At 59.5% G+C, this 25,186-nt stretch carries 20 protein-coding genes and 1 riboswitch; of the genes, 14 read left to right on the top strand and 6 right to left on the bottom strand.

Translation table 11 applies throughout. The annotated features are described in order from the left end of the window. Nucleotides 1-34 precede the first annotated feature (34 nt). The 10 genes from ilvE to NAV33_RS05230 all read left to right on the top strand — a co-directional run bounded on the left by ilvE (nucleotide 35) and on the right by NAV33_RS05230 (nucleotide 11,261). On the top strand, nucleotides 35-958 hold the full coding sequence (ilvE, locus tag NAV33_RS05275) for a branched-chain-amino-acid transaminase (RefSeq protein WP_255977621.1): 924 nt from the start codon (nucleotides 35-37) through the stop codon (nucleotides 956-958). A 79-nt stretch (nucleotides 959-1,037) separates the two neighbouring features. Next, nucleotides 1,038-2,072 (top strand): lipopolysaccharide heptosyltransferase II, encoded by a 1,035-nt coding sequence (gene waaF / locus NAV33_RS05270; protein WP_255977619.1) that lies wholly within the window; start codon nucleotides 1,038-1,040, stop codon nucleotides 2,070-2,072. Beyond that, nucleotides 2,073-3,074 carry a lipopolysaccharide heptosyltransferase I gene (gene waaC, locus NAV33_RS05265; protein WP_255977617.1) on the top strand — a complete coding sequence of 334 codons (1,002 nt, stop codon included), beginning with the start codon at nucleotides 2,073-2,075 and terminating at the stop codon, nucleotides 3,072-3,074. Next, entirely contained in the window at nucleotides 3,074-4,195 is a 1,122-nt protein-coding gene (locus NAV33_RS05260; protein ID WP_255977615.1) for a glycosyltransferase family 4 protein, read from the top strand. The genes waaC and NAV33_RS05260 overlap by 1 nt, the downstream gene beginning before the upstream one ends. Beyond that, nucleotides 4,192-5,004: a lipopolysaccharide core heptose(I) kinase RfaP gene (gene rfaP, locus NAV33_RS05255; RefSeq protein ID WP_255977613.1), complete on the top strand. Its 813-nt coding sequence runs from the start codon at nucleotides 4,192-4,194 to the stop codon at nucleotides 5,002-5,004. The genes NAV33_RS05260 and rfaP overlap by 4 nt, the downstream gene beginning before the upstream one ends. Beyond that, a complete protein-coding gene (locus NAV33_RS05250) occupies nucleotides 5,001-5,738 on the top strand; it encodes a lipopolysaccharide kinase InaA family protein (RefSeq protein ID WP_255977610.1) in 738 nt (245 codons plus the stop codon). Before rfaP ends, NAV33_RS05250 begins: the two co-directional genes overlap by 4 nt. A gap of 112 nt (nucleotides 5,739-5,850) precedes the next feature. Continuing rightward, the gene (locus tag NAV33_RS05245; protein WP_255977608.1) at nucleotides 5,851-7,290 is read left to right on the top strand and encodes a lipopolysaccharide kinase InaA family protein; all 1,440 of its coding nucleotides are present in this window, start codon (nucleotides 5,851-5,853) and stop codon (nucleotides 7,288-7,290) included. Nucleotides 7,291-7,389: 99 nt separating this feature from the next. Then, entirely contained in the window at nucleotides 7,390-9,144 is a 1,755-nt protein-coding gene (locus NAV33_RS05240) for a carbamoyltransferase family protein (protein WP_255977606.1), read from the top strand. Continuing rightward, nucleotides 9,131-10,243 carry a glycosyltransferase gene (locus tag NAV33_RS05235; RefSeq protein ID WP_255978167.1) on the top strand — a complete coding sequence of 371 codons (1,113 nt, stop codon included), beginning with the start codon at nucleotides 9,131-9,133 and terminating at the stop codon, nucleotides 10,241-10,243. Before NAV33_RS05240 ends, NAV33_RS05235 begins: the two co-directional genes overlap by 14 nt. A gap of 10 nt (nucleotides 10,244-10,253) precedes the next feature. After that, on the top strand, nucleotides 10,254-11,261 hold the full coding sequence (locus NAV33_RS05230; protein WP_255977604.1) for a glycosyltransferase family 9 protein: 1,008 nt from the start codon (nucleotides 10,254-10,256) through the stop codon (nucleotides 11,259-11,261). Between the two features lie 12 nt (nucleotides 11,262-11,273). Here NAV33_RS05230 and NAV33_RS05225 read toward each other — a convergent pair whose 3' ends face one another. After that, nucleotides 11,274-12,584, bottom strand: coding sequence for an O-antigen ligase family protein (locus NAV33_RS05225; RefSeq protein WP_255977602.1), 1,311 nt, complete (start codon nucleotides 12,582-12,584; stop codon nucleotides 11,274-11,276). A gap of 14 nt (nucleotides 12,585-12,598) precedes the next feature. Continuing rightward, entirely contained in the window at nucleotides 12,599-13,258 is a 660-nt protein-coding gene (locus NAV33_RS05220; protein WP_255977600.1) for a lipopolysaccharide kinase InaA family protein, read from the bottom strand. A gap of 76 nt (nucleotides 13,259-13,334) precedes the next feature. On the opposite strand from NAV33_RS05220, the gene msbA reads away from it, so the two are divergent. After that, a complete protein-coding gene (gene msbA / locus NAV33_RS05215) occupies nucleotides 13,335-15,125 on the top strand; it encodes a lipid A export permease/ATP-binding protein MsbA (RefSeq protein WP_255977598.1) in 1,791 nt (596 codons plus the stop codon). Between the two features lie 112 nt (nucleotides 15,126-15,237). Next, nucleotides 15,238-16,659, top strand: coding sequence for a bifunctional D-glycero-beta-D-manno-heptose-7-phosphate kinase/D-glycero-beta-D-manno-heptose 1-phosphate adenylyltransferase HldE (hldE, locus tag NAV33_RS05210; protein ID WP_255977596.1), 1,422 nt, complete (start codon nucleotides 15,238-15,240; stop codon nucleotides 16,657-16,659). A 49-nt stretch (nucleotides 16,660-16,708) separates the two neighbouring features. Here the strand turns inward: hldE and NAV33_RS05205 are convergent, their stop codons facing one another. The 3 genes from NAV33_RS05205 to NAV33_RS05195 are packed head-to-tail and all read right to left on the bottom strand — an operon-like array spanning nucleotide 16,709 to nucleotide 19,621. Further along, entirely contained in the window at nucleotides 16,709-17,596 is an 888-nt protein-coding gene (locus tag NAV33_RS05205; RefSeq protein ID WP_255977594.1) for a metal ABC transporter ATPase, read from the bottom strand. A 40-nt stretch (nucleotides 17,597-17,636) separates the two neighbouring features. Further along, the gene (locus tag NAV33_RS05200; protein WP_255977592.1) at nucleotides 17,637-18,449 is read right to left on the bottom strand and encodes an aldo/keto reductase; all 813 of its coding nucleotides are present in this window, start codon (nucleotides 18,447-18,449) and stop codon (nucleotides 17,637-17,639) included. Further along, complete coding sequence (locus tag NAV33_RS05195) at nucleotides 18,446-19,621, bottom strand: NAD(P)/FAD-dependent oxidoreductase (protein ID WP_255977590.1); 1,176 nt, start codon at nucleotides 19,619-19,621, stop codon at nucleotides 18,446-18,448. Before NAV33_RS05195 ends, NAV33_RS05200 begins: the two co-directional genes overlap by 4 nt. Before the next feature lie 266 nt (nucleotides 19,622-19,887). On the opposite strand from NAV33_RS05195, the gene waaA reads away from it, so the two are divergent. Continuing rightward, nucleotides 19,888-21,156 carry a lipid IV(A) 3-deoxy-D-manno-octulosonic acid transferase gene (gene waaA, locus NAV33_RS05190; protein WP_255977588.1) on the top strand — a complete coding sequence of 423 codons (1,269 nt, stop codon included), beginning with the start codon at nucleotides 19,888-19,890 and terminating at the stop codon, nucleotides 21,154-21,156. Between the two features lie 132 nt (nucleotides 21,157-21,288). Here the strand turns inward: waaA and NAV33_RS05185 are convergent, their stop codons facing one another. Further along, complete coding sequence (locus NAV33_RS05185; protein ID WP_255977586.1) at nucleotides 21,289-22,740, bottom strand: TolC family outer membrane protein; 1,452 nt, start codon at nucleotides 22,738-22,740, stop codon at nucleotides 21,289-21,291. A gap of 196 nt (nucleotides 22,741-22,936) precedes the next feature. Then, nucleotides 22,937-23,043: riboswitch (TPP riboswitch) on the top strand. A 102-nt stretch (nucleotides 23,044-23,145) separates the two neighbouring features. On the opposite strand from NAV33_RS05185, the gene thiC reads away from it, so the two are divergent. Next, nucleotides 23,146-25,026, top strand: coding sequence for a phosphomethylpyrimidine synthase ThiC (gene thiC / locus NAV33_RS05180; RefSeq protein WP_272887225.1), 1,881 nt, complete (start codon nucleotides 23,146-23,148; stop codon nucleotides 25,024-25,026). The last annotated feature ends 160 nt before the right edge of the window (nucleotides 25,027-25,186 follow it).

Genomic DNA, 25,186 nt, shown 5'->3' with positions numbered 1-25,186 from the left:
AACACAGCATTTATCGAATTCCGAGGTGGCAACAATGTCGATGGCCGATCGTGATGGCGTGATCTGGTATGACGGTGAGCTGGTTCAGTGGCGCGACGCGACCACCCATGTCCTGACTCACACCCTGCATTACGGCATGGGCGTTTTCGAAGGTGTGCGCGCCTATAACACTCCAGCCGGCACCGCGATTTTCCGCCTGCAGGCGCATACGGATCGTTTGTTCGATTCGGCGCACATCATGAACATGCAGATGCCGTACTCGAAGGAAGAAATCAACGAGGCGACCCGCGCCGCCGTTCGCGAGAACAATCTGGAAAGCGCCTACATTCGCCCGATGGTCTTCTACGGATCCGAAGGCATGGGGCTGCGTGCCAGTGGTCTGAAGGTCCACGTGATCGTAGCCGCCTGGCATTGGGGCGCCTACATGGGCGACGAGGCGCTGGAGATGGGCATCAAGGTGCGCACCAGCTCCTTTACTCGCCACCACGTCAACATCAGCATGACCCGCGCCAAGTCCAACGGCGCCTACATCAACTCGATGCTGGCGCTGCAGGAAGCCATTTCAGGCGGTGCCGACGAAGCGTTGATGCTCGATCCGGAAGGCTATGTTGCCGAGGGCTCGGGCGAGAACATCTTCATCATCAAGGACGGTGTGATCTACACCCCGGAAGTCACGGCCTGTCTCAATGGCATCACCCGTGGCACCGTACTGACCCTGGCCGACGAGCTGGGCATCAAGGTCGTGGAAAAGCGCATCACTCGCGACGAGGTCTACATCGCCGATGAAGCCTTCTTCACCGGCACTGCCGCTGAGGTCACGCCGATCCGCGAAGTCGATGGTCGCAATATCGGCATCGGGCGCCGCGGCCCGGTCACCGAGCGTGTGCAGAAAGCCTATTTCGATCTGGTGTCGGGCAAAACCGACGCTCATCCCGAGTGGCGTACGCTGGTCAAGTAAGCGCGGGGTCCGCTGCAAGCACGAGCCGCTCGGGCTGCTCGCGCTTGCGGCCTGAGGCCCGAAGCCTGAAGCTGCCTTTATGAATATTCTGATTGTGGGTCCCAGTTGGGTCGGCGACATGGTGATGGCGCAGACGCTGTTCGTCTGCCTGAAACAGCGCCATCCGGAATGCCAGATCGATGTGCTCGCACCCGAGTGGAGCCGCCCGATTCTCGAGCGCATGCCCGAAGTGCGCCAGGCATTGAGTTTTCCGGTAGGGCACGGCGTGCTCGACATGGCAACTCGGCGCACCATCGCGCAGAGCCTGCGTGGGCAGTACCAGCAGGCGATCCTGCTACCGAACTCACTGAAGTCGGCGCTGGTGCCGTTCTTTGCCGGCATCCCGAAGCGCACCGGTTGGCGCGGCGAGATGCGCTTCGGCTTGCTCAACGACATGCGCAAACTGGACAAGCAGCGCTATCCGCTGATGATCGAGCGCTTCATGGCGCTGGCCTTCGAGCCCGGCGCCGAATTGCCCAAGCCGTATCCGAAACCGTCACTGCGGATCGACTCCGAAACGCGCGACGCTGCGCTGTTGCGTTTCGGATTGCTGCTGGATCGTCCAGTGCTTGCGCTTTGCCCTGGTGCGGAATTCGGTGAGTCCAAACGCTGGCCGGCCGAGCACTTCGCCAAGGTGGCGGAGGCGAAGATTCGTCAGGGCTGGCAGGTCTGGCTGTTCGGCTCGAAGAACGACCATCCCGTGGGTGAAGAAATTCTGCAGCGTCTGATTCCGGGGCTGCGTGAAGAAGCGACCAATCTTGCGGGCGAAACCAGCCTGGCCGAAGCGATCGACCTGTTGTCATGCGCCGAGGCGGTGGTTTCCAACGATTCGGGCTTGATGCACGTCTCCGCGGCGCTGGGTCGTCCTCTGGTTTCTGTCTACGGTTCGACATCACCGGCTTTCACGCCGCCGTTGTCCGAACAGGTCGAGGTGGTGCGTCTAGGGTTGGATTGCAGCCCCTGTTTCGAGCGCACCTGCCGCTTCGGCCATAACAATTGCATGCGCGAACTGCATCCGCCGAAGGTGATCGAAGCGCTTGATCGCCTGGTTCCGCAGCCGGTTGAGGTGCGCTGAGTGAGAGTGTTGCTGGTCAAAACCTCCTCGCTGGGTGACGTGGTGCATACATTGCCGGCGTTGACCGATGCGCAGCGGGCAATGCCCGGTATTCAGTTCGACTGGGTGGTGGAAGAGGGTTTCGCCGAAATTCCCGCCTGGCATCCTGCGGTGGCCCAAGTGATCCCGGTGGCGATTCGTCGCTGGCGGAAGCACCCATTGAAAACGTTGCGTTCCGGTGAGTGGCGGCGCTTTAAGGCACGCCTTTGGGAGACGCGCTACGACCTGGTAATCGATGCCCAAGGCTTGCTGAAAAGTGCCTGGCTGACCCGCTACGTCAAGGCACCTGTCGCCGGGCTGGATCGTGATTCTGCGCGCGAGCCGCTTGCGGCGCGCTTCTATGATCGCCGTTACACCGTGTCGCGCGACCAGCATGCGCTCGAACGCGTACGTCAGTTGTTCGCCCAAGCGTTGGGTTATCCAGTCCCCGAGACGGTTGCCGTTTACGGCCTGGATCGCGGGCTACTGGCGACGTCCAACGAGCAACCCTATCTGTTGTTTTTGCACGGTACTACCTGGCCAAGCAAGCATTGGCCTGAGCCGTACTGGCGCGAGCTCGCTCAGCGGATGAGCGAATTCGGCTGGGCGATTCGCCTGCCATGGGGGAATGCTGAGGAAAAGGCACGTGCCGAGCGCATCGCCGACGGGCTGCCCGACGTCGCGGTATTACCCAAGCTGAATCTGGGCGGAATTGCCAAGGTGGTTGCCGGTGCCCATGCTTGCGTGGCCGTGGATACCGGGCTCGGCCATCTTGCAGCGGCATTGGACGTACCCAGTATTTCGCTGTATGGCCCCACGTTGCCGGGCCGCGTCGGCGCCTATGGCCGCTCGCAGGTGCACCTGTGCGCGTCCGGCCCGAACGCCGGCAAGGGCGATCGCCACAAATCCTGTTTCGACGAGCTGCGACCCGAGCGCGTCGCCAGTGAACTCAAGGCCCTGTTGCGGTCATCGGAGACAAACTGATGCAGCTGGCCTTCATTCTTTACAAGTACTTCCCTTTCGGTGGGCTGCAGCGCGACTTCATGCGCATCGCGCTGGAGTGCCAGCGGCGAGGCCATGCCATTCGTGTCTACACGATGATCTGGGAAGGTGAAATTCCCGACGGCTTCGAAGTGCTCATCGCACCGGCCAAAGCGATCTTCAACCATACCCGCAATGAACGATTCACGGCCTGGGTCGAGGCGGATCTGGCAAAGCGTCCAGTGGACCGGGTGGTGGGCTTCAACAAGATGCCCGGGCTCGACGTCTATTACGCGGCCGATCCCTGTTTCGAAGACAAGGCGCAAACCTTGCGCAATCCGATTTATCGCCGCTGGGGCCGTTACAAGCACTTCGCCGAATACGAGCGAGCGGTGTTCGACCCGCGCTCCAGCACGGAAATTCTGATGATCTCCGAGGTGCAGCAGCCGCTGTTCGTCAAGCACTACGCCACGCCGGCCGGACGCTTTCACCTGCTGCCGCCGGGCATCGCCGCGGACCGTCGCGCACCCGCCAATGCGGCTGAGATTCGCGCCGCTTTTCGCGACGAGTTCGAGCTGAGCGAAGACGATCTGTTGCTGGTGCAGATCGGCTCCGGCTTCAAGACCAAGGGGCTGGACCGCACGCTAAAGGCTCTGGCGTCGCTTCCGCGCGCATTGAAAAAGCGTACGCGCCTGTTCGTGATTGGTCAGGACGATCCCAAGCCGTTCCAGCTACAGGCAAAGACCCTGGGCATCTCTGCTCATGTCGAGTACCTCAAGGGGCGTAGCGATGTTCCCCGCTTTCTGCTTGGCGCCGATCTGTTGATCCACCCGGCCTACAACGAGAACACGGGTACCGTGCTGCTTGAGGCGTTGGTAGCCGGGTTGCCGGTGCTGGTGACCGAAGTGTGCGGTTACGCTCATTACATTGCCGACGCCGACTGCGGGAGAGTGGTGCCGAGCCCGTTCGAACAGGACGATCTTGATCGCATGCTGGCCGAAATGCTGGCCGACGACGTAAAGCGCAGCATCTGGGCACGCAACGCGTTGGCCTACGCCGATAGCGCCGATCTGTACAGCATGCCAATGCGGGCGGCCGACGTGATCCTGGCGGAGCGCCCATGAAACTGATTCTTGCCGAGCCCTTCAAGTCGCTCTGGACTGATCGCGATGCCTTCGAGGCTGTCGAGCAGTTACAGGGGCAGGTCTACCGGCAGCTGGAAGGTCGGCGCACATTGCGCATCGAAGTCGATGGGCGCGGTTACTTCGTCAAGATCCATCGCGGCATCGGCTGGGGCGAGATCTTCAAGAACCTGAGCACTGCCAAGATGCCAGTGCTGGGCGCTGGGCAGGAGTGGCGGGCCATTCAGCGCTTGCATCAAGCAGGCGTGCCGACCATGACCGCCGTGGCTTATGGCGAGCGCGGCAGCAATCCTGCCACGCAGCATTCATTTATCATCACCGAGGAGCTGGCGCCGACGGTCAGCCTCGAAGACTACAGCGCCGATTGGCTGCAGAATCCGCCTGAGCCACCGCTCAAGCGCGCGCTGATCGCCGAAGTCGCGCATATGGCCGGCACCATGCACCGCGCCGGGGTCAATCATCGGGACTTCTATATCTGTCACTTCCTGCTGCACACCGACAAGCCAGTAATGGCCCAGAATTTCCGTTTATCGCTGATCGACCTGCACCGCGCCCAGACCCGCAGCGAAACGCCACGGCGCTGGCGCAACAAGGATCTGGCCGGGCTGTATTTTTCGGCACTGGGCATTGGCCTGACCCGTCGCGACAAACTGCGTTTTCTACAGACCTATCTCCAGCGTCCGCTGCGCGAGGCTCTGCGTGACGAGGCCCCGTTGCTGCGTTGGCTGGAAAGCAAGGCGGACAGGCTTCAAAGCCGTTATGAGCGCAAGTACGCGCCGGGTGCTCGATGAGTGGCTGGCGGGTCGTCGGCGACATTACGGCCGGCGCGGCACACGCGTTTGCCAGTCTGGATACGGTTTTTGCGCTTGAAGGCGAGCCGATTGCCCGCGACCCGCTGTCCGAGGTGATCCGCGTCGAGTACGAAGGCCTGCGTTATTACGTCAAACGTTACTGGGCGGCGGGCAAGAATCTACGCCGCTACCTGGGACGTCCGCGGGTCAAGGCTGAATGGCAAAACCTCAAACATTTCGAGCGCTGGGGCATACCTGTGGCGCCGCTGGTGGCCTGGGGTATGGAACGCCGCGCTGGTGCATTTGCGCGCGGCGCGCTGATTACTTTGGAAGTACCGGATACATCGGACATGGCGGCGCTGGCCAAGCGCAACGATCCGCGCCTAACCGACCGGGGCTGGGTCGAGCGCATCAGCCGGCAGGTGGCGTCTGCAACCCGTACCCTGCACGACCATCGCTTCGCCCATAACGACCTGAAATGGCGCAACCTGCTGGTCAACGGCGCTGGTGAGCTGTTCTTGATCGATTGTCCGTCCGGCGACTTTTGGCGAGGGCCGCTTCTGCACCGACGCATCGTCAAGGATCTGGCCTGCCTGGACAAAGTCGCCAAGTATCACCTGAGCCGCACTCAGCGGCTGCGTTTCTACCTGCAATACCAGCAACGCCCGCGTCTGGTACCGGCTGACCGCGCGTTGATCGACCAAGTGCTCAAGTACTTCGAGGGGCGTGAATGAGAGCCGAGCTGAACCCCGCCGAGGCCTATCTCGAGAAAGATTCCCGTGCGCCGGTCATCGAATCCTTGTTGGAACGTATTGCCAGTCGCCGGCAAAGCAAAGGCGCGCGTGCATGAATCTGCCGGAACTCGTACGAGCCGGGCGATCGCCGGCTTTACCCTTGAGCGTGACGCTACCCGCTGGCGAGCTGACGTTGCAGCGATGGCTGCGCGTATTGCCAGGGCAACGCTATGTTGCCCTGGCGCAATGGCAGGGCCGCGACGTGCTGGCCAAACTGTTGGTCGGTGGCAAGGCCGAGCGCCATTTCGAGCGCGAGCAGCATGGCGCACGGTTACTGGCCGAGCAGGGGATGACCACGCCCGCTCTGCTCGTCGAGGGGGTCGCGGCAGGTCAAGGCGGTTGGCTATTGTTCGACTACTTGGCTGGCGCGCAAAGCCTGGAGCAGGCGTGGCGCGAGGTGGAGCGGCAACCCATGCTGTCCGATGCGCAGCAGGACGTGCTGAGTGAGGCGCTCGGCGCCATCGCGCAGTTGCACGTCAGAGGCTTGTGGCAGAGCGACCTGCATCTGGACAATCTGTTGCGTCATGAGGGGCAGCTGTACCTCATCGATGGCGGCGGCGTGCAGGCGCAGACACCGGGCCAACCGCTCGATCGTGAAAAAGTGCTGGCGAACCTTGGTGTCTTCTTTGCCCAGCTGCCTGCCAGCCTCGAACCGCATATCGAAGAACTGCTCGTGCATTACCTCCTGGTCAACGGCGAGCATGCTCTTCCCTTGGAGGCGCTGTTGCAAGAAATTGCCAGCGTCAGGCGTTGGCGGCTGCGCGATTATCTCGGCAAGCTCGGGCGTGATTGTTCCTTGTTTAGCGTAAACCGCAGTGCCAGTCAGCTGCGTGTCGTACGCCGTGAGGATGAGCCGGCGCTGCGTGAGCTGCTGGCTGCGCCGGATATGGCTGTTGAGGCGGGACGGGCGCTGAAGCTGGGCGGTAGTTCGACCGTGGCATCGGTCGAGCAGTCTGGGCGGCAATTGGTAATCAAGCGCTACAACATCAAAGGATTGGCGCACTGGCTACGGCGTTGCTGGCGGCCGAGCCGCGCTTGGCACAGCTGGATAGAAGGCAATCGCCTGGCATTTCTCGGCATCGCCACGCCCCGGCCGCTGGCGATGTTGGAGTTGCGTTGGCTGGGCCTGCGCCGCCGCAGCTACCTGATTACCGAATACAGCGTGGGCGAGGATATAATCACCCGTTTCCAGCCGTATCTCTCCAGCTCACCGCCCGAGCTCGAGCTGGTGGCGCTGGATCAGCTGTTCGAAGCCATGCTGCGCGAGCGCATCAGCCATGGCGATATGAAAGGCACCAACCTGTTCTGGGAGCAGGGTCGCTGGGCGCTGATCGACCTGGACGCTGCGCAGCAACATAGTAGCGATACCAGCTTCGCCCGCGCCTATGCCAGGGACCGTGCGCGGTTTCTGCGCAACTGGCCGGCCGACTCGGCCTTATGTCGGTTACTGGATGCACGTTTACCGAAGGACAGCTTGAAGTCAGAAGCTTGAAGCTGGAAGAAAAGCCCTGCGGGGTTGAACTAGACATATTCGCTGTTGCTTCGAGCTTCCGGCTTCAAGCTTCAAGCTGCTTTTAAGAGGCTTCCAACCGTGGCATTGACGATTCTCGGCCTTTCCGGCGCCCTCAGTCATGATCCTTCCGCCGCTCTATACATCGACGGCAAACTGATCGCCGCCGTCGAAGAAGAGCGCTTCGTGCGCGACAAGCATGCCAAGAACCGCATGCCCTACGAGTCGGCCAAGTTCTGCCTGGAGCAGGCCGGGATCAAACCGAGCGACATCGATTTGGTGGCGATTCCGTTCGCGCCGATCAGCATCTTCGAGAAGGCCCGCTGGCACTATGCCAAGCGCTACTGGTACGCGCCGGACCGCGCGCTGGACGCCATTCTTATGGGCAACCGCCGCTACCACCGCTACAAGAAGCGCATCCAGTGGTGTCTGCAGCAGCTCGGCTTCGACCTGAAGAAGGTCAAGCTGCAGCCGGTCGAACATCACCTGGCTCACGCCTCTAGCGCCTACCACTGCTCCGGCTTCACCGAGAAGACCGCCATCCTCGGCATCGACGGCAAGGGCGAGTACGCCACCACCTTCTTCGGCTGGGGCGAGAACGGCAAGATCCACAAGATCAAGGAATTCTACGACCCGGATTCGCTGGGCGGCCTGTATGGTGCGGTCACCGAATACCTCGGCTTCGAGATGCTCGACGGCGAGTTCAAGGTCATGGGCATGGCGCCCTACGGCGATGCCGCCAAGTACGATTTCTCCCGCCTGGCGAAGTTCGAGAACGGCGAGCTGACCATCAATATCGACTACGCCAACGTCATCGGCTTCCGCCGCTACAAGGAAAAGGGCAAGGGCTACTACTTCTCGCCCAAGCTGATCGAGTGGCTGGGCCCCAAGCGTGAAGGCGATATCGCCGACGATCCCTACATCCACTACGCAGCCAGCATGCAGGCCCTGTTCGAAAAGCTGGCGCTGGAGATGATGGATTACTACCTGGGCGACATCATTCGCGAGACCGGCAAGATTGCCTTCGCCGGTGGCTGTGCGCTCAACGTGAAACTGAACCAGAAGATCATCGCGCGCCCGGAAGTTAAAGAGTTGTTTGTCCAGCCCGCTTCCGGTGATGCTGGCACGGCAGTTGGCGCGGCCGCCTACATCTCGCATCAGCGAGGCGTGCCGGTGGAAAAGATGGAGCATGTCTATCTCGGGCCTGCCTATTCCAACGAAGACATCATCGCCGCGTGCGCGCGTCATCCCAACAAGCCGGACTGGCAGCAAATCGACAACATGCCGCAGCGCATCGCGCAAATCATGGTCGAAGGCAATCCGGTTGCGTGGTTTCAGGGCCGGATGGAATTCGGCCCGCGCGCGCTTGGCGGGCGTTCCATTATCGGCTGCCCGAGCGTGCCCGGCGTCGCCAACAGGATCAACGAACAGATCAAATTCCGTGAGCGCTGGAGACCCTTCTGCCCGTCGATGCTCGACACCGTCGCGCCGCAAATGCTCAAAGTCGACCACCCGAGCCCGTTCATGACCTTCACCTTCGAGGTCAATGAAGGCTGGAAGGAGCGCGTCGGTGAAGTCGTGCATGAAGACGGTACTTCCCGTGCGCAAGTACTCAAGCGTGAATACAACCCACGCTACTACGACATGATGCTGGAGCTGGAAAAGTTGACCGGCAACGGCGTTTCGCTGAACACGTCGCTCAACCGTCGTGGCGAGCCGATGATCTGCTCGCCGACCGATGCGTTGAATATGTTTTATGGCTCGGATTTGCAGTATTTGATTATGGAAGATGTTCTCGTCATGAAGGAAGGCAAGGATGGGGATGAAGAGGTCTGAGGCGCCGCGCGTCCTACAGCTTTGCCACGGTTATGATGGCCCTTTTCTTGATTGCGCACGTCAGTACGCCGCCTTGTTTACCGGAACGCCCTTCCAGGTAACCACGATATTTCTGACCGGTGTGCCGGATGAGCGGGTGGCAGCCGCCTGTGCCTCTGATGAAGTGCTGTTTTTCGGCTACAGCTCCAAGGATGTGGCTGGGCTCAAGCTGGGCGCCATGCGTCGATTGCGGAAAATCATCCGTGGGCGCGACTTTCGCGTGTGTGTCGCCCATCGCTTCAAACCGACCTACATTGCATGTATGGCGACCAGACTTCCGGTCATCGGCGTAAACCACGCTTTCGGCGTGTATCAGCGCTTTTCCAGGCGGTTTTTTGCCAATTTCTTTCGCAAGCGGTTGCTATTGCTCGGGGTATCGAACGCCGTGCGCGACGATATCCGGATATCCTTGCCAGGCTGGCCTGCCGAGCAGATCGAGACACTCTACAATCGTATCGATATCAAAGCTGTGCAGGCTGAACTACTCCCGCGAGAGGAAGCTCGTGCGGGCCTTGGACTGCCATCGAATGCTTGGGTGGTTGGCAATGCAGGCCGACTGCATCCAGACAAGGATCAGGCTACGCTCATCCGCGGCTTCGCCCGGGCGCTGTCTCAGCTTCCGGCTGAGAGTTTGCTGGCCATCATGGGCGCTGGTCGGCTGGAAGTGGCTTTGAAGTCGCTGGTATTCGAGTTAGGAGTCGTTGATCGGGTGCGCTTTCTTGGGCAGGTGGAGAACGGTCGTCGCTATTTCAAGGCGTTCGATGTTTTCGCTTTGACATCTGATCATGAGCCTTTTGGCATGGTGCTGCTGGAGGCGATGGCGGCCGGCGTGCCGGTGGTCGGTAGCGACTGTGGAGGAGCGCCGGAAGTTATCGGCGATTGCGGGATGGCATTCTCACTAAGTGATGAAAAACAGCTGGCCGTATGTCTGCTGGAAATGGCGGGGCGTGGGGAGGAAGAGCTGGCAGCTCAGCGGCAACGCATGCAGTTTAGATTGGTACAAATGTTTTCGGATGCGGTTATTCGCGCCCATTTCTGGGACAAGCGATGGATCGACTAGAGAGGAAGCCATGAACGCAGATGGAACTAGTCAGTCCAGCGAAGTAAGGCAGAGGTCTGCAGGCGATTTTACCGGTTTTAAGGTAGCCATCATTCCTTTCCCTGCCTTGGGTGATATCACGATCTACCTTCGTTTAGGTTGGTTATTTTACCGTGCTGGCGCGCAGGTGACCCTCTACAGCAATGCCTTTTATTCTGCCCGGGAGTATTTCCCTTGGCTGATGATCCTACCTGAGCATGATGATGACCTAGTTGGGTTGGCGGAGCGCTTTGAGCTGGTTATCGCTTGCTTTGAAAGCTATTACTACAAGAGAGAGTGGTCGCCGATCTATGCGGAGCTAGACAATGTCGCCTTTGTCACCGCCAAGAAAATCTCCCGTGATTCCGGGTTGGATGGGCGCGGTGTGGTTATCGGAGCAGAGCATTTTTACGGTGCCAGCAGGGCGTTTTGCCTTGACTCCGATGCGGGAAGAAGCATGGTTGAATGGGTCGATAGCTACGCTAAAGAAGTGTTTGCCATAGACGCCTATCCGATGCCCGGTTTGTTCGGGCCACCACTGAGTCGTGATTGTGGGCTGGTGCTTATTTTTCCGACCACACCTCAGCCGAAAAAGAACTATTGGCTAGTTGGTTTCCGTTGGTTGGCAAATGCGTTGCGAAGGAAAGGCTGGCGTGTTGAGTTCGTGTGTATGCCGAACGAGCATGAAAAAATTCGTGAGGCGTTATCTGATTATGACGTTAAAAGTTTTCCCGATATCAAGCAGCTAATTGATCATGTCGCCATGGCGTCGGTTGTGATCAGCAATGACTCGGGTGGCGGACATTTGGCTTCTTTGATGGGATTACCCACTTTTACCATTAGTCGCCGTCATAAATGTTTTGCCTGGCGTCCTGGCTTTAATCAGAGCAATACGGTTGTGTATCCATGGTTTCGCTTCAAGTGGCTAGGTGGGAAGTATATTTGGCGTCCCTTCGTGCCGATCTGGCATATTGCCAGGAAAATCGGCGAGCGAGGGTAGAAAGAGAGCGCATTAGCTCAGTCGCTCTGGGTGGTTGATGCAGAATGAATAGAAAAAAGCCGTCACGATAGCGACCAGATAGGTTCCGCTGGGATAAATGATGTAGGACTCAAAAAGGTTTACCACTAACCAGAATATGAAAAAGGCCCAAGCAAAAAGAAATACGTCCAGTGGCATGGCGTGACGTTGGTAGCTTCTGACGCACGCGCGCCCAAGTAAGGCTGTTAATACGACAATGAATGCGGCACCAATCAGGCCGACCTCCACCAATACCTGCAGATATGAGTTATGTAGGTGATTAAACTTTTTCTTGAAGTCGTGGCTGAAAAGATCGGATTGACGTATTAGTGGTCTTGAGCCTCGCCCACCCCAGCCCATAAAAGGTCTTTCCATAATCCAGTCTGTCGCTGCTGCCCAGGATGCCACCCTGACTTCAATACTTGATAGTTTGCGATCCTCATGAGAGGCGGCTGATCGCAGGCTTTCCCATGTAACCTTCTCTGCGGAAAGTCGCTCGCTAACCAAGTTGGGAGCGTCGAGGCCTATGGCCAGTAGGCCGAGTAGAAGTATACCGGCGATGCTGGTGAATACGGATTTGCGTAGCGACAGTCGAGGCTTTTCTCTGAGGCTATACGCCAGGATCAAAATGCCGGGAAACAACAGTAACGCAACGCTCAGGCCCAGCCAGACCGCCCGTGTTTGTGAAACGAACACTCCCCACAGGGAAAACAGCAAGGCAGCAATCCAGAGCAGGCTGCTGGCGCATGCCAATGCCCGGGGAGTGCCTTTTATCCAAGCAAGAAAACGAGGTGTAAACAAGCCGAAGGCTAGAGCGCATGTGGCAAAAACAACCCCGGTGTGCTGGGCATTGTGAATGCCGAAATCGACCCGCTGGCCATCCCATGCTCGAATCCATTCGGCTTGATCAAAACTGATGGTCAGGTAAGCCAGCAAGCCGCCGAAGGCTATGGCAAGGAGCCGCCAGGCGTTTAAAAGGCGGCTGCGAGAGATGGTATAGGCGATGGCGATAAAGTAGAGCACCCTGAGAAAGCGCCGGTCGCTGGTAGTGTTGGGGAAATAGTCGGGAAGGGTCATTCTGTGCCAAATGATGGAGCAAACCAGGTACAAAAAAAACACTATGCCCAGCCGGATCAATGGGTCTTTTCGCAAGTCGCTATTTGCTGGTGAAAGTACGGTAGGTAAAAACAGCAGGATTAGTAAAATACAGGCAATGTCGAATAGTCGCGGCACTGGCAGCCAGAAAAAAGCGAACACAAGACAGGTGAGCGTCAGAGCTATATACAAGGTTCTTGGTTTATTCATTAGTACTGATCTTTTCACAGTGCGGGGCGGGTGTCGGCGGTGAATAACAGGCGAGCTTCCGGGTTTGCGAGCGCCCAGTCGCTGTCGTAGCGCAATAAGTGCTGGTAATTTCTGTTGCGCAAGCGGCGTGATAATGGCCGGCCGAGACAGCGCATATCTGATATATCTATTAGCCCAAAATTGTTGCTGGGGGTCAGTACTATGTTGCCCATATGCAACGACCGAAAATACACTCCGGAGGCGTGCAGTTGGGTAATAAATTCAGCAAGGCGGATAAACAGTTTCTGCTGATCCAGGGTGCCATCCTTTTGCAGCAAGTGGCGCAGCGTTTCACCCGCCAGAGGCTGGTAATGCACTACTGAGCGATAGGGTGCGCTCATTCGGTATAGCCGGATAACTTTTGGGCAAGGGATGCCAAGAAGCTGCAAGGCAGCAGCGTTGTCGGCGAAGCGCCTGGCCGGAGAATAGAATGCAGTCTTGGAAAGCCAGCTCTTGCGTCGAAATAGCTTGAGAAAGGTACCATCCGCCAAGCGCAGGACCTTATCGCCATGCCCGTCCCTTTCGAGCACCTGAGCATCGTTACGCCAGGCGGCGAAGTCCTCCCTGCTGAGTATTTGCACCGCCACATTCCTGAAGCAAAACGCTAGTTTAGCGTAACTGTGCTGATGTTTCATGTGTCGCGGACATGCCTGTCTGCGATCAGGTGGGCTGTGTTAGACTTTCGCCCTGATTCCATTTCGTGAAGAGCTTATGTCGGACTCTCAGGAAGAAAGCTTTGCCCGCTCAAGTACACGTATTTATATGCGGCTGCTTGGTTATGTAAAACCTTATTGGATGCCATTTGCGGTCAGTATTGCCGGTTTTATAATATTCGCCTCTAGTCAGCCGGCGTTGGCCTGGATGTTAAAGTTTTTTGTTGACGGATTGAATCAGGGTGGTTCGGCACTGTTTTTCGGCGTGCCGCTAATCTGGGGCTTTCCATTGTTTATTATTCTGGTTGCCATGTACCAGGGGGTCGGCTCCTTTCTCGGTAATTATTATATTGCCAAAGTGTCGCTGGGTGTGGTTCATGATTTGCGTACCGCCTTGTTTGATAATTTGCTGATCCTGCCCAACCGTTATTTTGATAATAACAACTCCGGTCATCTGGTATCCAGAGTGACTTTCAACGTGACCATGGTGACCGGTGCGGCTACCGATGCAATCAAAGTAGTATTTCGTGAAGGCATGACGGTAATCTTCTTGTTTGCCTATCTGCTATGGATGAACTGGAAATTGACCATGGTGCTGATGGCGGTGTTGCCGGTGATTGGGCTGATGGTTAATAGCACCAGCAAGAAGTTTCGCAAGCAGAGTAAGAAGATTCAAACGGCTATGGGAGATGTAACCCATGTGACTTCAGAAACCATCACCGGTTATCGGGTGGTACGCAGTTTTGGTGGTGAGGCATATGAAAGTGAGCGCTTCCACCGAGCCAGTGAGAGCAACCGCCAGCGTGGGCTGAAAATGGTGCGTACCGGCGCGGTATTCACGCCTATGTTACAACTGGTGGCCTATGGCGCTATGGCTGGAGTGATGTTCCTGGTGTTGTTTCTGCGTGGCGAGGCCACCGCTGGTGATCTGGTTTCTTACATCACTGCGGCCGGTTTGCTGCCTAAACCAATCCGCCAGTTATCAGAAGTTAGTGCCAATATTCAAAAAGGTATTGCGGCTGCTGAAAGTATCTTTGATCAGCTAGATGAAGAGCCAGAACAGGATACTGGCAGTATTGAACGTGAGCAGGTGAGTGGCCGTGTCGAGGTGAAAAATCTCTCGTTCCGGTATCCAGGCACGACTAAGACAGTGTTACAGCAGATCAGTTTTACTGTTGAGCCGGGGCAGATGGTAGCTCTGGTTGGCCGTTCCGGTAGTGGCAAGTCAACCTTGGTCAATTTAATCCCTCGCTTTTACCTTCAGGATCAAGGCGAGATACTAATTGATGGCACAGCGACCGAGAAGTATCGACTGCGTAATTTGCGCCGACATATTGCGCTAGTAACCCAGCAAGTGACGCTTTTCAACGATACAGTGGCCAACAATATTGCTTACGGTGATTTGGCCGGTGCGCCGCGTAAGGCCATTATTGATGCGGCTGAGGCGGCTTATGCGCAGGAATTTATTGAGCAGTTGCCGCAGGGCTTCGATACGCTAGTCGGCGAGAATGGCGTGTTGCTTTCTGGCGGTCAGCGCCAGCGTCTGGTGATTGCCCGTGCGCTGTTAAAAGATGCACCGGTGCTAATTCTGGACGAGGCGACCTCAGCGCTGGATACCGAATCAGAGCGTCACATACAAAGCGCGCTGGATCATGCGATGGCGGGGCGCACTACACTTGTTATCGCGCATCGCCTGAGTACTATTGAAAAAGCTGATCTGATTTTGGTTATGGATCAAGGGCGCATCGTTGAGCGCGGCACGCACGGCGAGCTGCTCGCAGCCAACGGTGCTTACGCCAGGCTGCATGCCACGCAGTTCCAAGATATTAGTGGCGGGGCGCATTCCTGAGGCGCTCGTCAAGTGCCTTTCTCTGCCGAACCTAGGGGCGGCGGACCGCCCTGACGCTGCAGGCCCCACATGTTAATATCGCCGCCGCTTTTTCTTCTTCATCGGAGCCCACATGAAGCTATCCATGCCCCGATTCGACCAAGCCGCTATCCTGGTGGTTGGCGATGTCATGCTCGATCGTTACTGGCATGGCGGCACCTCTCGGATATCGCCGGAAGCGCCGGTGCCGGTGGTCAGGGTCGATCAGGTGGAGGATAGGCCGGGCGGTGCGGCTAACGTCGCTCTGAACATCGCCGCGCTGGGTGCACCCGCGGTGTTGGTCGGGGTTACCGGTGTCGACGAGGCGCGGCAGAGTTTGATCGATAGCCTGTCGGCGGCCGGTGTCGAGGCGCATTTCCAGTCGATCGAACATCAGCCGACGATCATCAAGCTACGAGTGATGAGCCGGCATCAGCAGTTGCTGCGCATGGATTTCGAGGAGCCCTTCGATATCGATCCGGCGGCGTTACTGAAAGACGTCGAGCAGCTACTGAGCGGTGTCAAAGTATTGATTCTGTCCGATTACGGCAAGGGCGCGCTGCGCAATCATCAGGCCTTGATCCAGGCGGCAAAAGCACGCGGCATTCCCGTGCTGGCCGATCCCAAGGGCAAGGATTTCGAGATCTATCGTGGCGCCTCGGTGATCACGCCGAATCTCGGCGAATTCGAAGCCATAGTCGGTCATTGCGCCGACGAGGCCGAGCTGGTCGCCAAGGGCGCCGAGCTGATGCACAGCTTGGAGCTTGGGGCGCTGCTGGTAACGCGCGGCGAGCACGGAATGACCTTGCTACGTCCAGAGCATTCTCCGTTGCATTTGCCGGCGCGCGCACGCGAGGTGTTCGATGTCACCGGCGCTGGCGATACCGTGATTTCGACCCTGGCGGCGGCCATCGCCGCAGGCGAGGAGCTGCCGCAGGCCGTTGCTCTGGCCAATCTGGCCGCCGGCATCGTAGTTGGCAAGCTGGGCACCGCCTGCATCAGCGCGCCTGAATTGCGCCGCGCAGTGCAACGCGAAGAGGGTTCCGAGCGCGGCGTGATGACACTCGAACAGCTTCTTACCGCCATTGAGGACGCCCGCGCCGATGGCGAGAGGATCGTCTTTACCAATGGATGTTTCGACATTCTGCACGCCGGTCACGTGACCTATCTTGAGCAGGCTCGTGCTCAGGGTGATCGTCTAATCGTTGCGGTCAATGATGATGGATCGGTGAGCCGTTTGAAGGGGCCGGGCCGGCCGATCAACTCTGTGGATCGGCGCATGGCTGTGCTGGCGGGCCTCGGCGCGGTGGATTGGGTTGTCTGCTTTGCCGAAAATACACCGGAAAACCTGCTGGCGCAGGTCAAACCGGATGTACTCGTCAAAGGTGGCGACTACGGCGTCGATCAGGTAGTTGGCGCCGACCTAGTCACCGCATATGGCGGCGTCGTCAAGGTGCTGGGATTAGTTGAGAACAGTTCCACCACCGCGATAGTCGAGAAAATCCGTAGTCGCTGATTTTGGCTCCGCGCCTGGCCCAGGACGGTCAGGCGCATCATGTATACGTTTACCGAGATGCAACCACGGTAGTCGTACCGATCCAGTCCCGCCAGCGTATCCGTTCGTCTCTGACGACCCATTCATCTTGGGCAGCAAAACTCTCCGACAACCATAGGCCGCGTGTGCTAGCGGGCACCGGTTGGCCTTTACGCAGGGTCAGCAACGCTGCCGTTGGTCGTCCTTGCTGTAGCGGAATCAAATAAAGGTCGGGACGACTTCGATCCAACTGCGCAACCAGCTTACCGTCATCGAGGCGTTCATCGACGTGGAACAGGCTCAGTTCCCGCGTCTCTTTCGGTAGTTCCAGGCGCATGTCGTAGACCAGCTGCAACGATGCGGTCGGCAGGTGTACATAAGCCCGCGGCCGCTCCATCAGGGTCATCTGGCCGCATTGCACTGGCTTGGCCGATCCGGACAACGAGGTCAGATTGAAATGCACCGCCTCGCGATAGCGCAGGCTGTCCTGGTAGGGCGCGGGTAGCCATATGTCGCCGAAACGCCCAGCGAGCCAGCCTTCCGGTGTTTCCAGAAGACATTCTTCGGCTACTTCCTGGATTGCGGTGAGCAGCGGCAGGCTGAGTTCGTGCGCCGGCACATAACCGGAAATAAGTTTGAGAACAACATCGCCGCGGTCCAGCCTTTGTTGTCTCACCAGCACCCAGTATTCCTGGCCCTGCCAGCAGAGAGTCAGGCGTACCGAAACGCCGAGGTTTGCCAGTTCGATGCTGAAGCGGGCCGGGTCGTCGACTTCGGCTGGCCGGCGGCGCTCAAGCATTTCGCTGAAGTTCAGCGGCCGGCCGAGGCTCTGGTAACGCAGCCCTTCCGGGCTGGCATCGACGAGTACCGGCAGGGTCTTGAATACGGTGGGGTTCTTGCGGATCAGCACGCGCGGCATTCGGCTCCTCCTTGCGTCGGGGTCGGCCGTAGGGCCGTCGTTATTGTTGTTGGGATAAAACGGCTGCAGCGGTATGCACGTTTTCTGACAAGTGCTGCGGGTTAATGGTGCCAATAATGGCTGCGGCCACGCCCGGATGCGCGAAGAGTAGTTCGAAGCTGAGCCTGACCGGATCCTCGCCTGCTTTCAGGCAGGCATGGCCGCTAGCAAGGGCTTTTTTAACCAGGACGCCTTTGCTGTGGGTATGAGCATAGTCGAGCACCGGCCTTTCGCTTTGCTCGTTGAGGTTATAGGTCACCATCGCGCAATCACCCTGTTCGAGCGCGAGCAAGCCTCCCTCTACCGTCTTGCCGGATAGCCCATAGCCGAGAATCTTGCCTTCGCGCTTGAGCTCGGCGAGGGTCTGGTAAACACCGCTGTGCTGGAGAATGTCGAGGTCATGTCCGTCCGAGTGCACCAGAACCAGATCGATGCGGTCGGTCTGCAGTCGCTTGAGGCTGCGCTCGACTGAGAGGCGGGTATGCATAGGCGAAAAATCGAAGTGCGACTGGCCGTCGATGAACTCTTCGCCGACCTTGCTGACGATCACCCAATGGTCGCGCTGGCCGTGCAAGAGAGGCCCCAGTCGCTGCTCGCTGACACCGTAAGCTGGCGCAGTGTCGATCAGATTGATGCCCAGGTCTTGCGCCAGCCCAAGCAACTGACGTGCTTGCGCGTCATCGGGGATGCTGAAGCCGTTGGGGTATTTCACACCTTGGTCGCGCCCCAACTTGACGGTACCAAGACCCAGCGGTGAAACCATCAAGCCGGTGCTGCCGAGCGGGCGGTGCAGGTCATGCAGTGTGGCCGTCATGGCAGTAGCCCTTCCCAGAAAGGGCCAGTTACGGCGGGACGTGGCAGCTCTGGAAGAGGCGGCTGCTGCTGCGGACGGATGCCGTCTCGAGTCAGTGCGTTTTCGACGCGGTCAGCGAAATCCGGCGACAGCGCTAGCTTGGTCGGCCAGCCGACCAGCAGTCGACTCTGCTCGGCTAGAAAGGCATTGTCTGGCCGTGCCTGCGCTGACTGGGCCGGCTCGGCTCGATCGATACGCAGCGTGGCCCATTGCGCGTCGGACAGGTCGATCCAGGGTACGAGTTCGCCAAGCTCTTTCTTCGCCGCGGCGATCTGCGCCGCTTCGTCGCGCGCAACGCCGCTGGCCTCGGCCAGGTCGCCACCCAAGTACCAAATCCATTCGCCGTCGGCTGCCGGATGGCTGGTGACGGTGATCCGCGGCTTCGAGCCTCCGCCCAGGCAATGTGCATACAGTGGCTTCAGCGTGGCGGCCTTGACGATCACCATATGCAGCGGGCGCTTCTGCATCGCCGGCTGCGCGAGGCCGAGCCCGCTCAGCAATTCGGCATTGCCAGCGCCTGCGGTAAAAATAATGCGCTGCGCTCGCACGGCGCGGCCGTCGACAATCAGCCCCACCAACTCACCGCTTTCTTGCAGTGGCTCGATTTTGTCGGCTGCCAATAGGCCGGTATCAGCAAGTTCCACCAAACGATGAATCAGACTGGGCACGTCCAGCACCAATTCACTGAGCCGATAGACCTTGCCCTTGAAATGCGGGTCCTGCAACGCGGGCGGCAACTCGCTGCCCTTGACCTGGCCAACCCGCGAGCGCACCGCCTTACTGGCGAAAAAGCTGGTGAGGTTGCCAGTCAGGGTGCCGGGCGACCATAGATAATGCGCATCAGATAGCAACCGCACGCCGGTTAGATCCAACTCGCCGCTGCCGGCCAGCGCTTCACGCCAGCGCCGTGGCATGTCGGCGATGGCCTCGGAGGCGCCAGTCAGCGCGCCGCTCAAGGCGTACTTTGTCCCGCCATGAATGATCCCCTGCGATTTCACACTCTGTCCGCCGCCGAGTACGCCCTTGTCAATCAGCAGCGTTGAATAGCCTAGCCGGCGCAGGCGCGCATTCAGCCAAAGGCCGGCGACGCCACCGCCTACGATCAGGACATCGGTGCTGAGGGATTCGGACATGGGCATATCTCGCCTGTAAAGCTGTGAATACGGGCCGGGAGTATAACCGTACGGAGGGAGCCATAAGCGCCAAGTACAAGCGGAGCGCGTAACTGGAATGCCGTCTGGGTAGATGCTTCTGGTGGGCTGAAGCCCACCCTGCAGTAGCAATCCAGTGTCGACGGGTAGGGTGGGCTTCAGCCCACCATCATTGCCCGAGCGCCAACGATCACGAGCGGGCACGGCGCTCGTCCAGCCTCCGCCGAGTTTCGCGTAAACTCCCCTCCATGAATCGCACCCTCTATACCTTGCTGTTCCATCTCGCCTTGCCCCTCGTTCTGGTGCGGCTGCTTTGGCGCTCCCGCCGAGCTCCTGCCTATTCGAAGCGGGTTGGTGAACGTTTTGCCGTCGGATTTCCAATATTCGAGCCGGGCGGTATCTGGGTTCACGCCGTGTCGGTGGGGGAGAGCATTGCCGCAGCGCCGATGATTCGCGAGCTGAAGGTGCGTTATCCGCAGCTGCCGATCACCGTCACCTGCATGACGCCGACCGGTTCGGAGCGGATCAAGGCGCTATTTGGCGACTCGGTGCAGCACTGCTATCTGCCGTATGACCTGCCTTGGGCGGCGTCTCGTTTCCTGCAGCGGCTACAGCCTAAACTCGCCGTGGTGATGGAAACCGAGCTATGGCCCAACCATATTCATCAGTGCGCGCGCCGCGGCATTCCCGTGGCGCTGGCCAATGCGCGATTGTCCGAGCGCTCGGCACGGGGCTATGCGCGATTCGCTTGGCTGACCGCGCCGATGCTCGCGGAGCTCAGTTTGATTGCTGCGCAGACCGACGCCGAGGCTACGCGCTTTCGGCAGCTGGGCGCGCGTGAAGACTGCGTAACGGTGACCGGCTCGATCAAGTTCGACCTCAGCGTCGACCCGACGCTACCCGAGCGGGCCGCGCAGCTCCGCCAGCGCTGGGGTGCGGCAACGCGGCCAATATGGATCAGCGCCAGCACCCACACTGGTGAAGACGAAATTTTGTTGGCTGCGCATCGACAATTGCTCGTCGAACACCCCGACGCCCTACTGATCCTGGTGCCGCGCCATCCTGAGCGATTTGGCTCGGTGTTTGAGCTATGCCGTAAACAGGGCTTCACTACGGTTCGTCGCTCATTCGATGAGGCGCCTCAGGCCGGAACTCAAATGCTGCTCGGCGACACCATGGGCGAGCTGCTGTTTCTGTTCGCGCTGGCGGATGTCGCCTTTGTCGGCGGCAGCCTGGTCCCGACCGGCGGGCACAACCTGCTCGAGCCTGCCGCCTTGGGCAAGCCGGTATTGACGGGGCCGCACCTGTTCAACTTTCTCGACATCGCCGCACAACTGCGAGAAGCCGGTGCGCTTGGCGAAATCACCAGCGCCCCCGAACTGGCGGCTGAGATCACAGCGCTCTGGTGCGATCCGGAGCGAGCCGAGCGGGCGCGGGTTGCGGGGTACGGCGTGTTGAAAAATAATCAGGGCGCGCTGGAGCGGCTGCTGGCGGGGCTGGGGCGATTGTTGGATTAGCTGCGAGAGTTTGGGCGGGTCAAGTCCGCCGCTGACACGTTCTGCTACTAAAGCCCCAGCTTGATTTCCTGACAGCCGGGGGAGTTCCACGACCTGACGGCTTTCATCGAGCCATGCCGCCTGGACTTCCTTCTACTCGACGCGCACCGGCTGGCCGAAATTTTCCGACAGGTCCGGTGGGAGGAAATCGCTGTCTGGGTCGTAATCCGACTTGAGGTAGCGCTGCAGGTTCTCCAGATCGCCCGGGTTGAGCGTGCCTGCGGCCTGTTTCAGGCGCAGGTTGTCGAGAATGTAGTCGTAGCGGGCGTTGTTGTAGTCGCGTACTGCCGCGAACAGACGGCGCTGGGCGTCGAGCACATCGACGATATTGCGCGTCCCCACCTGATAGCCGATGTCGGTGGCTTCCAGCGCGCTCTGGCTGGAGACGATTGACTGCCGCCGTGCCTGGACCTGCTCCACGTCGGTGTTCACCGCACGGTGCAGGTTGCGGGTGGACTCGACCACCTGACGGCGCAGGCTTTCGCGCTGCTGTTCGGTCTGTGTCAGCTGGTAAAAGGCTTCACGACCCTGCGAGCTCGTCAGCCCGCCGCTATACAACGGGATATTCAATTGCAGTCCAATGCTGCGCTGCTCGACGTCACCGGTGTAGCGGGGGATGCCGGTAACGGCTTCGCTGCCCGTGTTGGTAAAGCCCAGGCTGTCATTGTCGCCCTTGCTGTAGCGCGCCACGGCATCGAGCGTCGGCGCATGGCCGGCGCGGCGCTGGCGGAGGGTTTCCTCGGCGGCGTTCACTGCCTGGTTGCTGGCCAACAGGTCGAGGTTCTGCTGGGTGGCAGTATTGACCCAGGCGCTGGCGTCGTTGGGGGCCGGTGGCAGCACCGGCAGGCTGTGCTCGATGCCTTCCAGTGCCAGGTATTCGCGGTTGGTCAAGGTGAATAGCGCTTGGAAAGCATCGTCTACCTGGCGTTGGGCAAGCAGGCGATTGGCGCGCGCGGTGTCGAATCCGGCCTGCGCCTCGAGCACGTCGGTGCGGTCCGATAGGCCCACTTCGAAGCGCTCATCAGCCTGATCGAGTTGGCGCTGGAAGGCCGATTGCTCGGCCTTGGCGGCGGCGAGGTTATCCTGCGCGCGTAGCACGGCGAAATAAGCTTGAGCGCTCAGGCGAATCAGGTCCTGCTCGGCGATCGAGTATTCCAGTGCCGCCTGTTCGCTGATGGCTTCGGCCGCCTGCAACTGGAACCAGCGCTCGGCGCGGAAGATCGGCTGGCTCAGGGTCGCTTGATAGACGGTGCCGCTGCGCGACAGCGAGCGCGAGCCGGCATTGGTGTCGACATCGGTGCGGGTGTTGCTCAGTTCCGCGCCGCCACTGAGGTTCGGTAGCAGGCCGGCCCGCGCCTGCGGCACGACTTCCTGTATCGCCTTGAACTGCGCACGTGCCGCGGCGAGATCGGCGTTGTTCTCAACCGCCTGCCGGTAGACGCTGACCAGATCGGTACGGGCCGAAAGCGGAGGGGTTGTCTCGGCCCAGCTCAACCCGGAGGAGGCGGCTGTTACGGCGAGTGCCAACGTGAGTCTGCGCAGCATGTGCGTCTTTCCCTGAAGCGAAGTGATGGGCAAGGCTATGCGCCGCCATGCGACCGGTCAAGCGGCTTGGCGGCGCTGTCGAGGTGCTTGACGCAGGCGTTCGAACAGACGGGGCGAGACGTATCAAATGTGACCCGGCGGTCGCGTCACTCTAGGTCGACGTGGCTTTCCCTCGAACTCTTGATTAGACTCGCTCCCGTTCTTGTCGGGGTGCCTTGAAGCGAAGGCTGAGATCGGAAAGTTCCGGATCCCGTTGAACCTGATCAGGTTAAGGCCTGCGTAGGGAACAAGATGTGCTCGCCAGTCCTCCGGCAAGCTCTCTCGGCGCCAGTTCCGGCGCACCCGATGCCCTTCACCCGCCGTGTTTTTCAGGTTCGCTCCGACAACTATCGAGGAGCCAGTCTGATGCGTGTAGAACAACAAAACCTGAGTGAATCGGCCCAGGTCGACCAGCAGTCGATCCAGCCTTTTCCGCGTTCCCAGAAAATTTATGTGCAGGGCTCGCGCCCGGACATTCGCGTGCCGATGCGTGAAATCAGTCTTGATGTCACCCCTACCGATTTTGGTGGTGAGATCAACGCGCCGGTGCTGGTTTATGACACCTCCGGTCCCTACACGGACCCGACCGTGACCATCGATGTACGCAAGGGCCTGAACGATGTGCGTTCGGCCTGGATCGACGACCGCGGCGACACCGAAATGCTCGATGGGCTGACCTCGCAATTCGGTCAGCAGCGCCTGGCCGATGCCGAGCTAACCAAGATGCGCTTCGCCCACGTGCGCAACCCGCGCCGCGCCAAGCCGGGCAAGAACGTCAGTCAGATGCATTACGCGCGTCAGGGCATCATCACGCCCGAGATGGAATACATCGCCATCCGCGAAAACATGAAATTGCAGGAGGCACGCGCCGCCGGCCTGCTCACTGAACAGCATGCAGGGCAGAGTTTCGGCGCCTCGATTCCAAAGGAAATCACCGCCGAATTCGTCCGCGACGAAGTCGCCCGCGGTCGCGCCATCATTCCCGCTAACATCAACCACACCGAGCTGGAGCCGATGATCATCGGCCGCAACTTCCTGGTGAAGATCAACGGCAACATCGGCAACTCGGCGCTGGGTTCCTCCATCGAGGAAGAGGTCGCCAAGCTGACCTGGGGCATTCGCTGGGGCTCGGACACGGTAATGGACCTGTCCACCGGCAAGCACATCCACGAAACCCGCGAGTGGATCATCCGCAACTCGCCGGTGCCGATCGGCACAGTGCCGATCTACCAGGCGTTGGAGAAGGTCAATGGAGTGGCCGAAGACCTGACCTGGGAGCTGTTCCGCGACACTCTGATCGAGCAGGCCGAGCAGGGCGTGGACTACTTCACCATCCATGCTGGCGTGTTGCTGCGTTACGTGCCGCTGACTGCCAAGCGCGTCACCGGCATCGTCAGCCGCGGCGGCTCGATCATGGCCAAGTGGTGTCTGGCGCATCACAAGGAGAACTTCCTTTACACCCACTTCGATGAAATCTGCGAAATCATGAAGGCCTACGACGTCAGCTTCTCGCTGGGCGACGGCCTGCGTCCGGGCTCGATCGCCGATGCCAACGACGCTGCACAGTTCGGTGAGCTGGAAACCCTCGGCGAGCTGACCAAGATCGCCTGGAAGCACGACGTGCAATGCATGATCGAAGGCCCCGGTCACGTGCCGATGCAGCTGATCAAGGAAAACATGGACAAGCAGCTGGAGTGCTGCGACGAGGCGCCGTTCTACACCCTTGGCCCGCTGACCACCGACATCGCGCCCGGCTACGATCACATCACCAGCGGCATCGGCGCGGCGATGATCGGCTGGTTCGGTTGCGCCATGCTTTGCTACGTCACGCCCAAGGAACACCTCGGCCTGCCGAACAAGGACGACGTCAAGACCGGAATCATCACCTACAAGATCGCCGCTCACGCGGCCGACCTCGCCAAGGGCCATCCGGGCGCGCAGATCCGCGACAACGCCTTGTCCAAGGCGCGCTTCGAGTTCCGCTGGGAAGACCAGTTCAACCTGGGCTTGGATCCGGACACCGCGCGCAGCTACCACGACGAAACCCTGCCGAAGGACTCGGCCAAGGTCGCGCATTTCTGCTCCATGTGCGGACCGAAATTCTGCTCGATGAAGATCACTCAGGAAGTCCGTGAGTACGCTGCGCAGAACGGCCTAACCGACGAGCAGAAGGCGATTGAGGCTGGCTTTGCAGAGCAGTCATCGCGCTTCAAGGACGAAGGGTCGGTGATCTACAAGCAGGTTTAATGGACGTAACAACGCGCTGAAGGTTGGAGTTCGGACGGAAGCGCAGGGTGCGCTGTGCGTGCCTTGCGAACTGCCTCCAACCTGCATGCCGTAGGAACGAGCTTGCTCGCGAACAGCTTGAAGGCTCCGCGCAATCAGGCTTTGCGAGCAAGCTCGCTCC

The sequence above is a fragment of the Stutzerimonas stutzeri genome (assembly GCF_024448715.1).
Lineage (GTDB): Bacteria > Pseudomonadota > Gammaproteobacteria > Pseudomonadales > Pseudomonadaceae > Stutzerimonas > Stutzerimonas stutzeri_AR.
The sequence above is the reverse complement of the archived record's forward strand: the minus strand, read 5'-3'. Positions and strand labels throughout refer to the sequence as shown.

What these genes read in the sequence shown, in the direction of transcription:
- ilvE (WP_255977621.1), top strand. Translation starts at nt 35, where the DNA reads ATGTCGATGGCCGATCGTGATGGCGTGATCTGGTATGACGGTGAGCTG.
- waaF (WP_255977619.1), top strand. Translation starts at nt 1,038, where the DNA reads ATGAATATTCTGATTGTGGGTCCCAGTTGGGTCGGCGACATGGTGATG.
- NAV33_RS05260 (WP_255977615.1), top strand. Translation starts at nt 3,074, where the DNA reads ATGCAGCTGGCCTTCATTCTTTACAAGTACTTCCCTTTCGGTGGGCTG.
- rfaP (WP_255977613.1), top strand. Translation starts at nt 4,192, where the DNA reads ATGAAACTGATTCTTGCCGAGCCCTTCAAGTCGCTCTGGACTGATCGC.
- NAV33_RS05250 (WP_255977610.1), top strand. Translation starts at nt 5,001, where the DNA reads ATGAGTGGCTGGCGGGTCGTCGGCGACATTACGGCCGGCGCGGCACAC.
- NAV33_RS05245 (WP_255977608.1), top strand. Translation starts at nt 5,851, where the DNA reads ATGAATCTGCCGGAACTCGTACGAGCCGGGCGATCGCCGGCTTTACCC.
- NAV33_RS05235 (WP_255978167.1), top strand. Translation starts at nt 9,131, where the DNA reads ATGAAGAGGTCTGAGGCGCCGCGCGTCCTACAGCTTTGCCACGGTTAT.
- NAV33_RS05230 (WP_255977604.1), top strand. Translation starts at nt 10,254, where the DNA reads ATGAACGCAGATGGAACTAGTCAGTCCAGCGAAGTAAGGCAGAGGTCT.
- NAV33_RS05225 (WP_255977602.1), bottom strand. Translation starts at nt 12,584, where the DNA reads ATGAATAAACCAAGAACCTTGTATATAGCTCTGACGCTCACCTGTCTT.
- NAV33_RS05220 (WP_255977600.1), bottom strand. Translation starts at nt 13,258, where the DNA reads ATGAAACATCAGCACAGTTACGCTAAACTAGCGTTTTGCTTCAGGAAT.
- msbA (WP_255977598.1), top strand. Translation starts at nt 13,335, where the DNA reads ATGTCGGACTCTCAGGAAGAAAGCTTTGCCCGCTCAAGTACACGTATT.
- hldE (WP_255977596.1), top strand. Translation starts at nt 15,238, where the DNA reads ATGAAGCTATCCATGCCCCGATTCGACCAAGCCGCTATCCTGGTGGTT.
- NAV33_RS05205 (WP_255977594.1), bottom strand. Translation starts at nt 17,596, where the DNA reads ATGCCGCGCGTGCTGATCCGCAAGAACCCCACCGTATTCAAGACCCTG.
- NAV33_RS05200 (WP_255977592.1), bottom strand. Translation starts at nt 18,449, where the DNA reads ATGACGGCCACACTGCATGACCTGCACCGCCCGCTCGGCAGCACCGGC.
- NAV33_RS05195 (WP_255977590.1), bottom strand. Translation starts at nt 19,621, where the DNA reads ATGTCCGAATCCCTCAGCACCGATGTCCTGATCGTAGGCGGTGGCGTC.
- waaA (WP_255977588.1), top strand. Translation starts at nt 19,888, where the DNA reads ATGAATCGCACCCTCTATACCTTGCTGTTCCATCTCGCCTTGCCCCTC.
- NAV33_RS05185 (WP_255977586.1), bottom strand. Translation starts at nt 22,740, where the DNA reads ATGCTGCGCAGACTCACGTTGGCACTCGCCGTAACAGCCGCCTCCTCC.
- thiC (WP_272887225.1), top strand. Translation starts at nt 23,146, where the DNA reads ATGCGTGTAGAACAACAAAACCTGAGTGAATCGGCCCAGGTCGACCAG.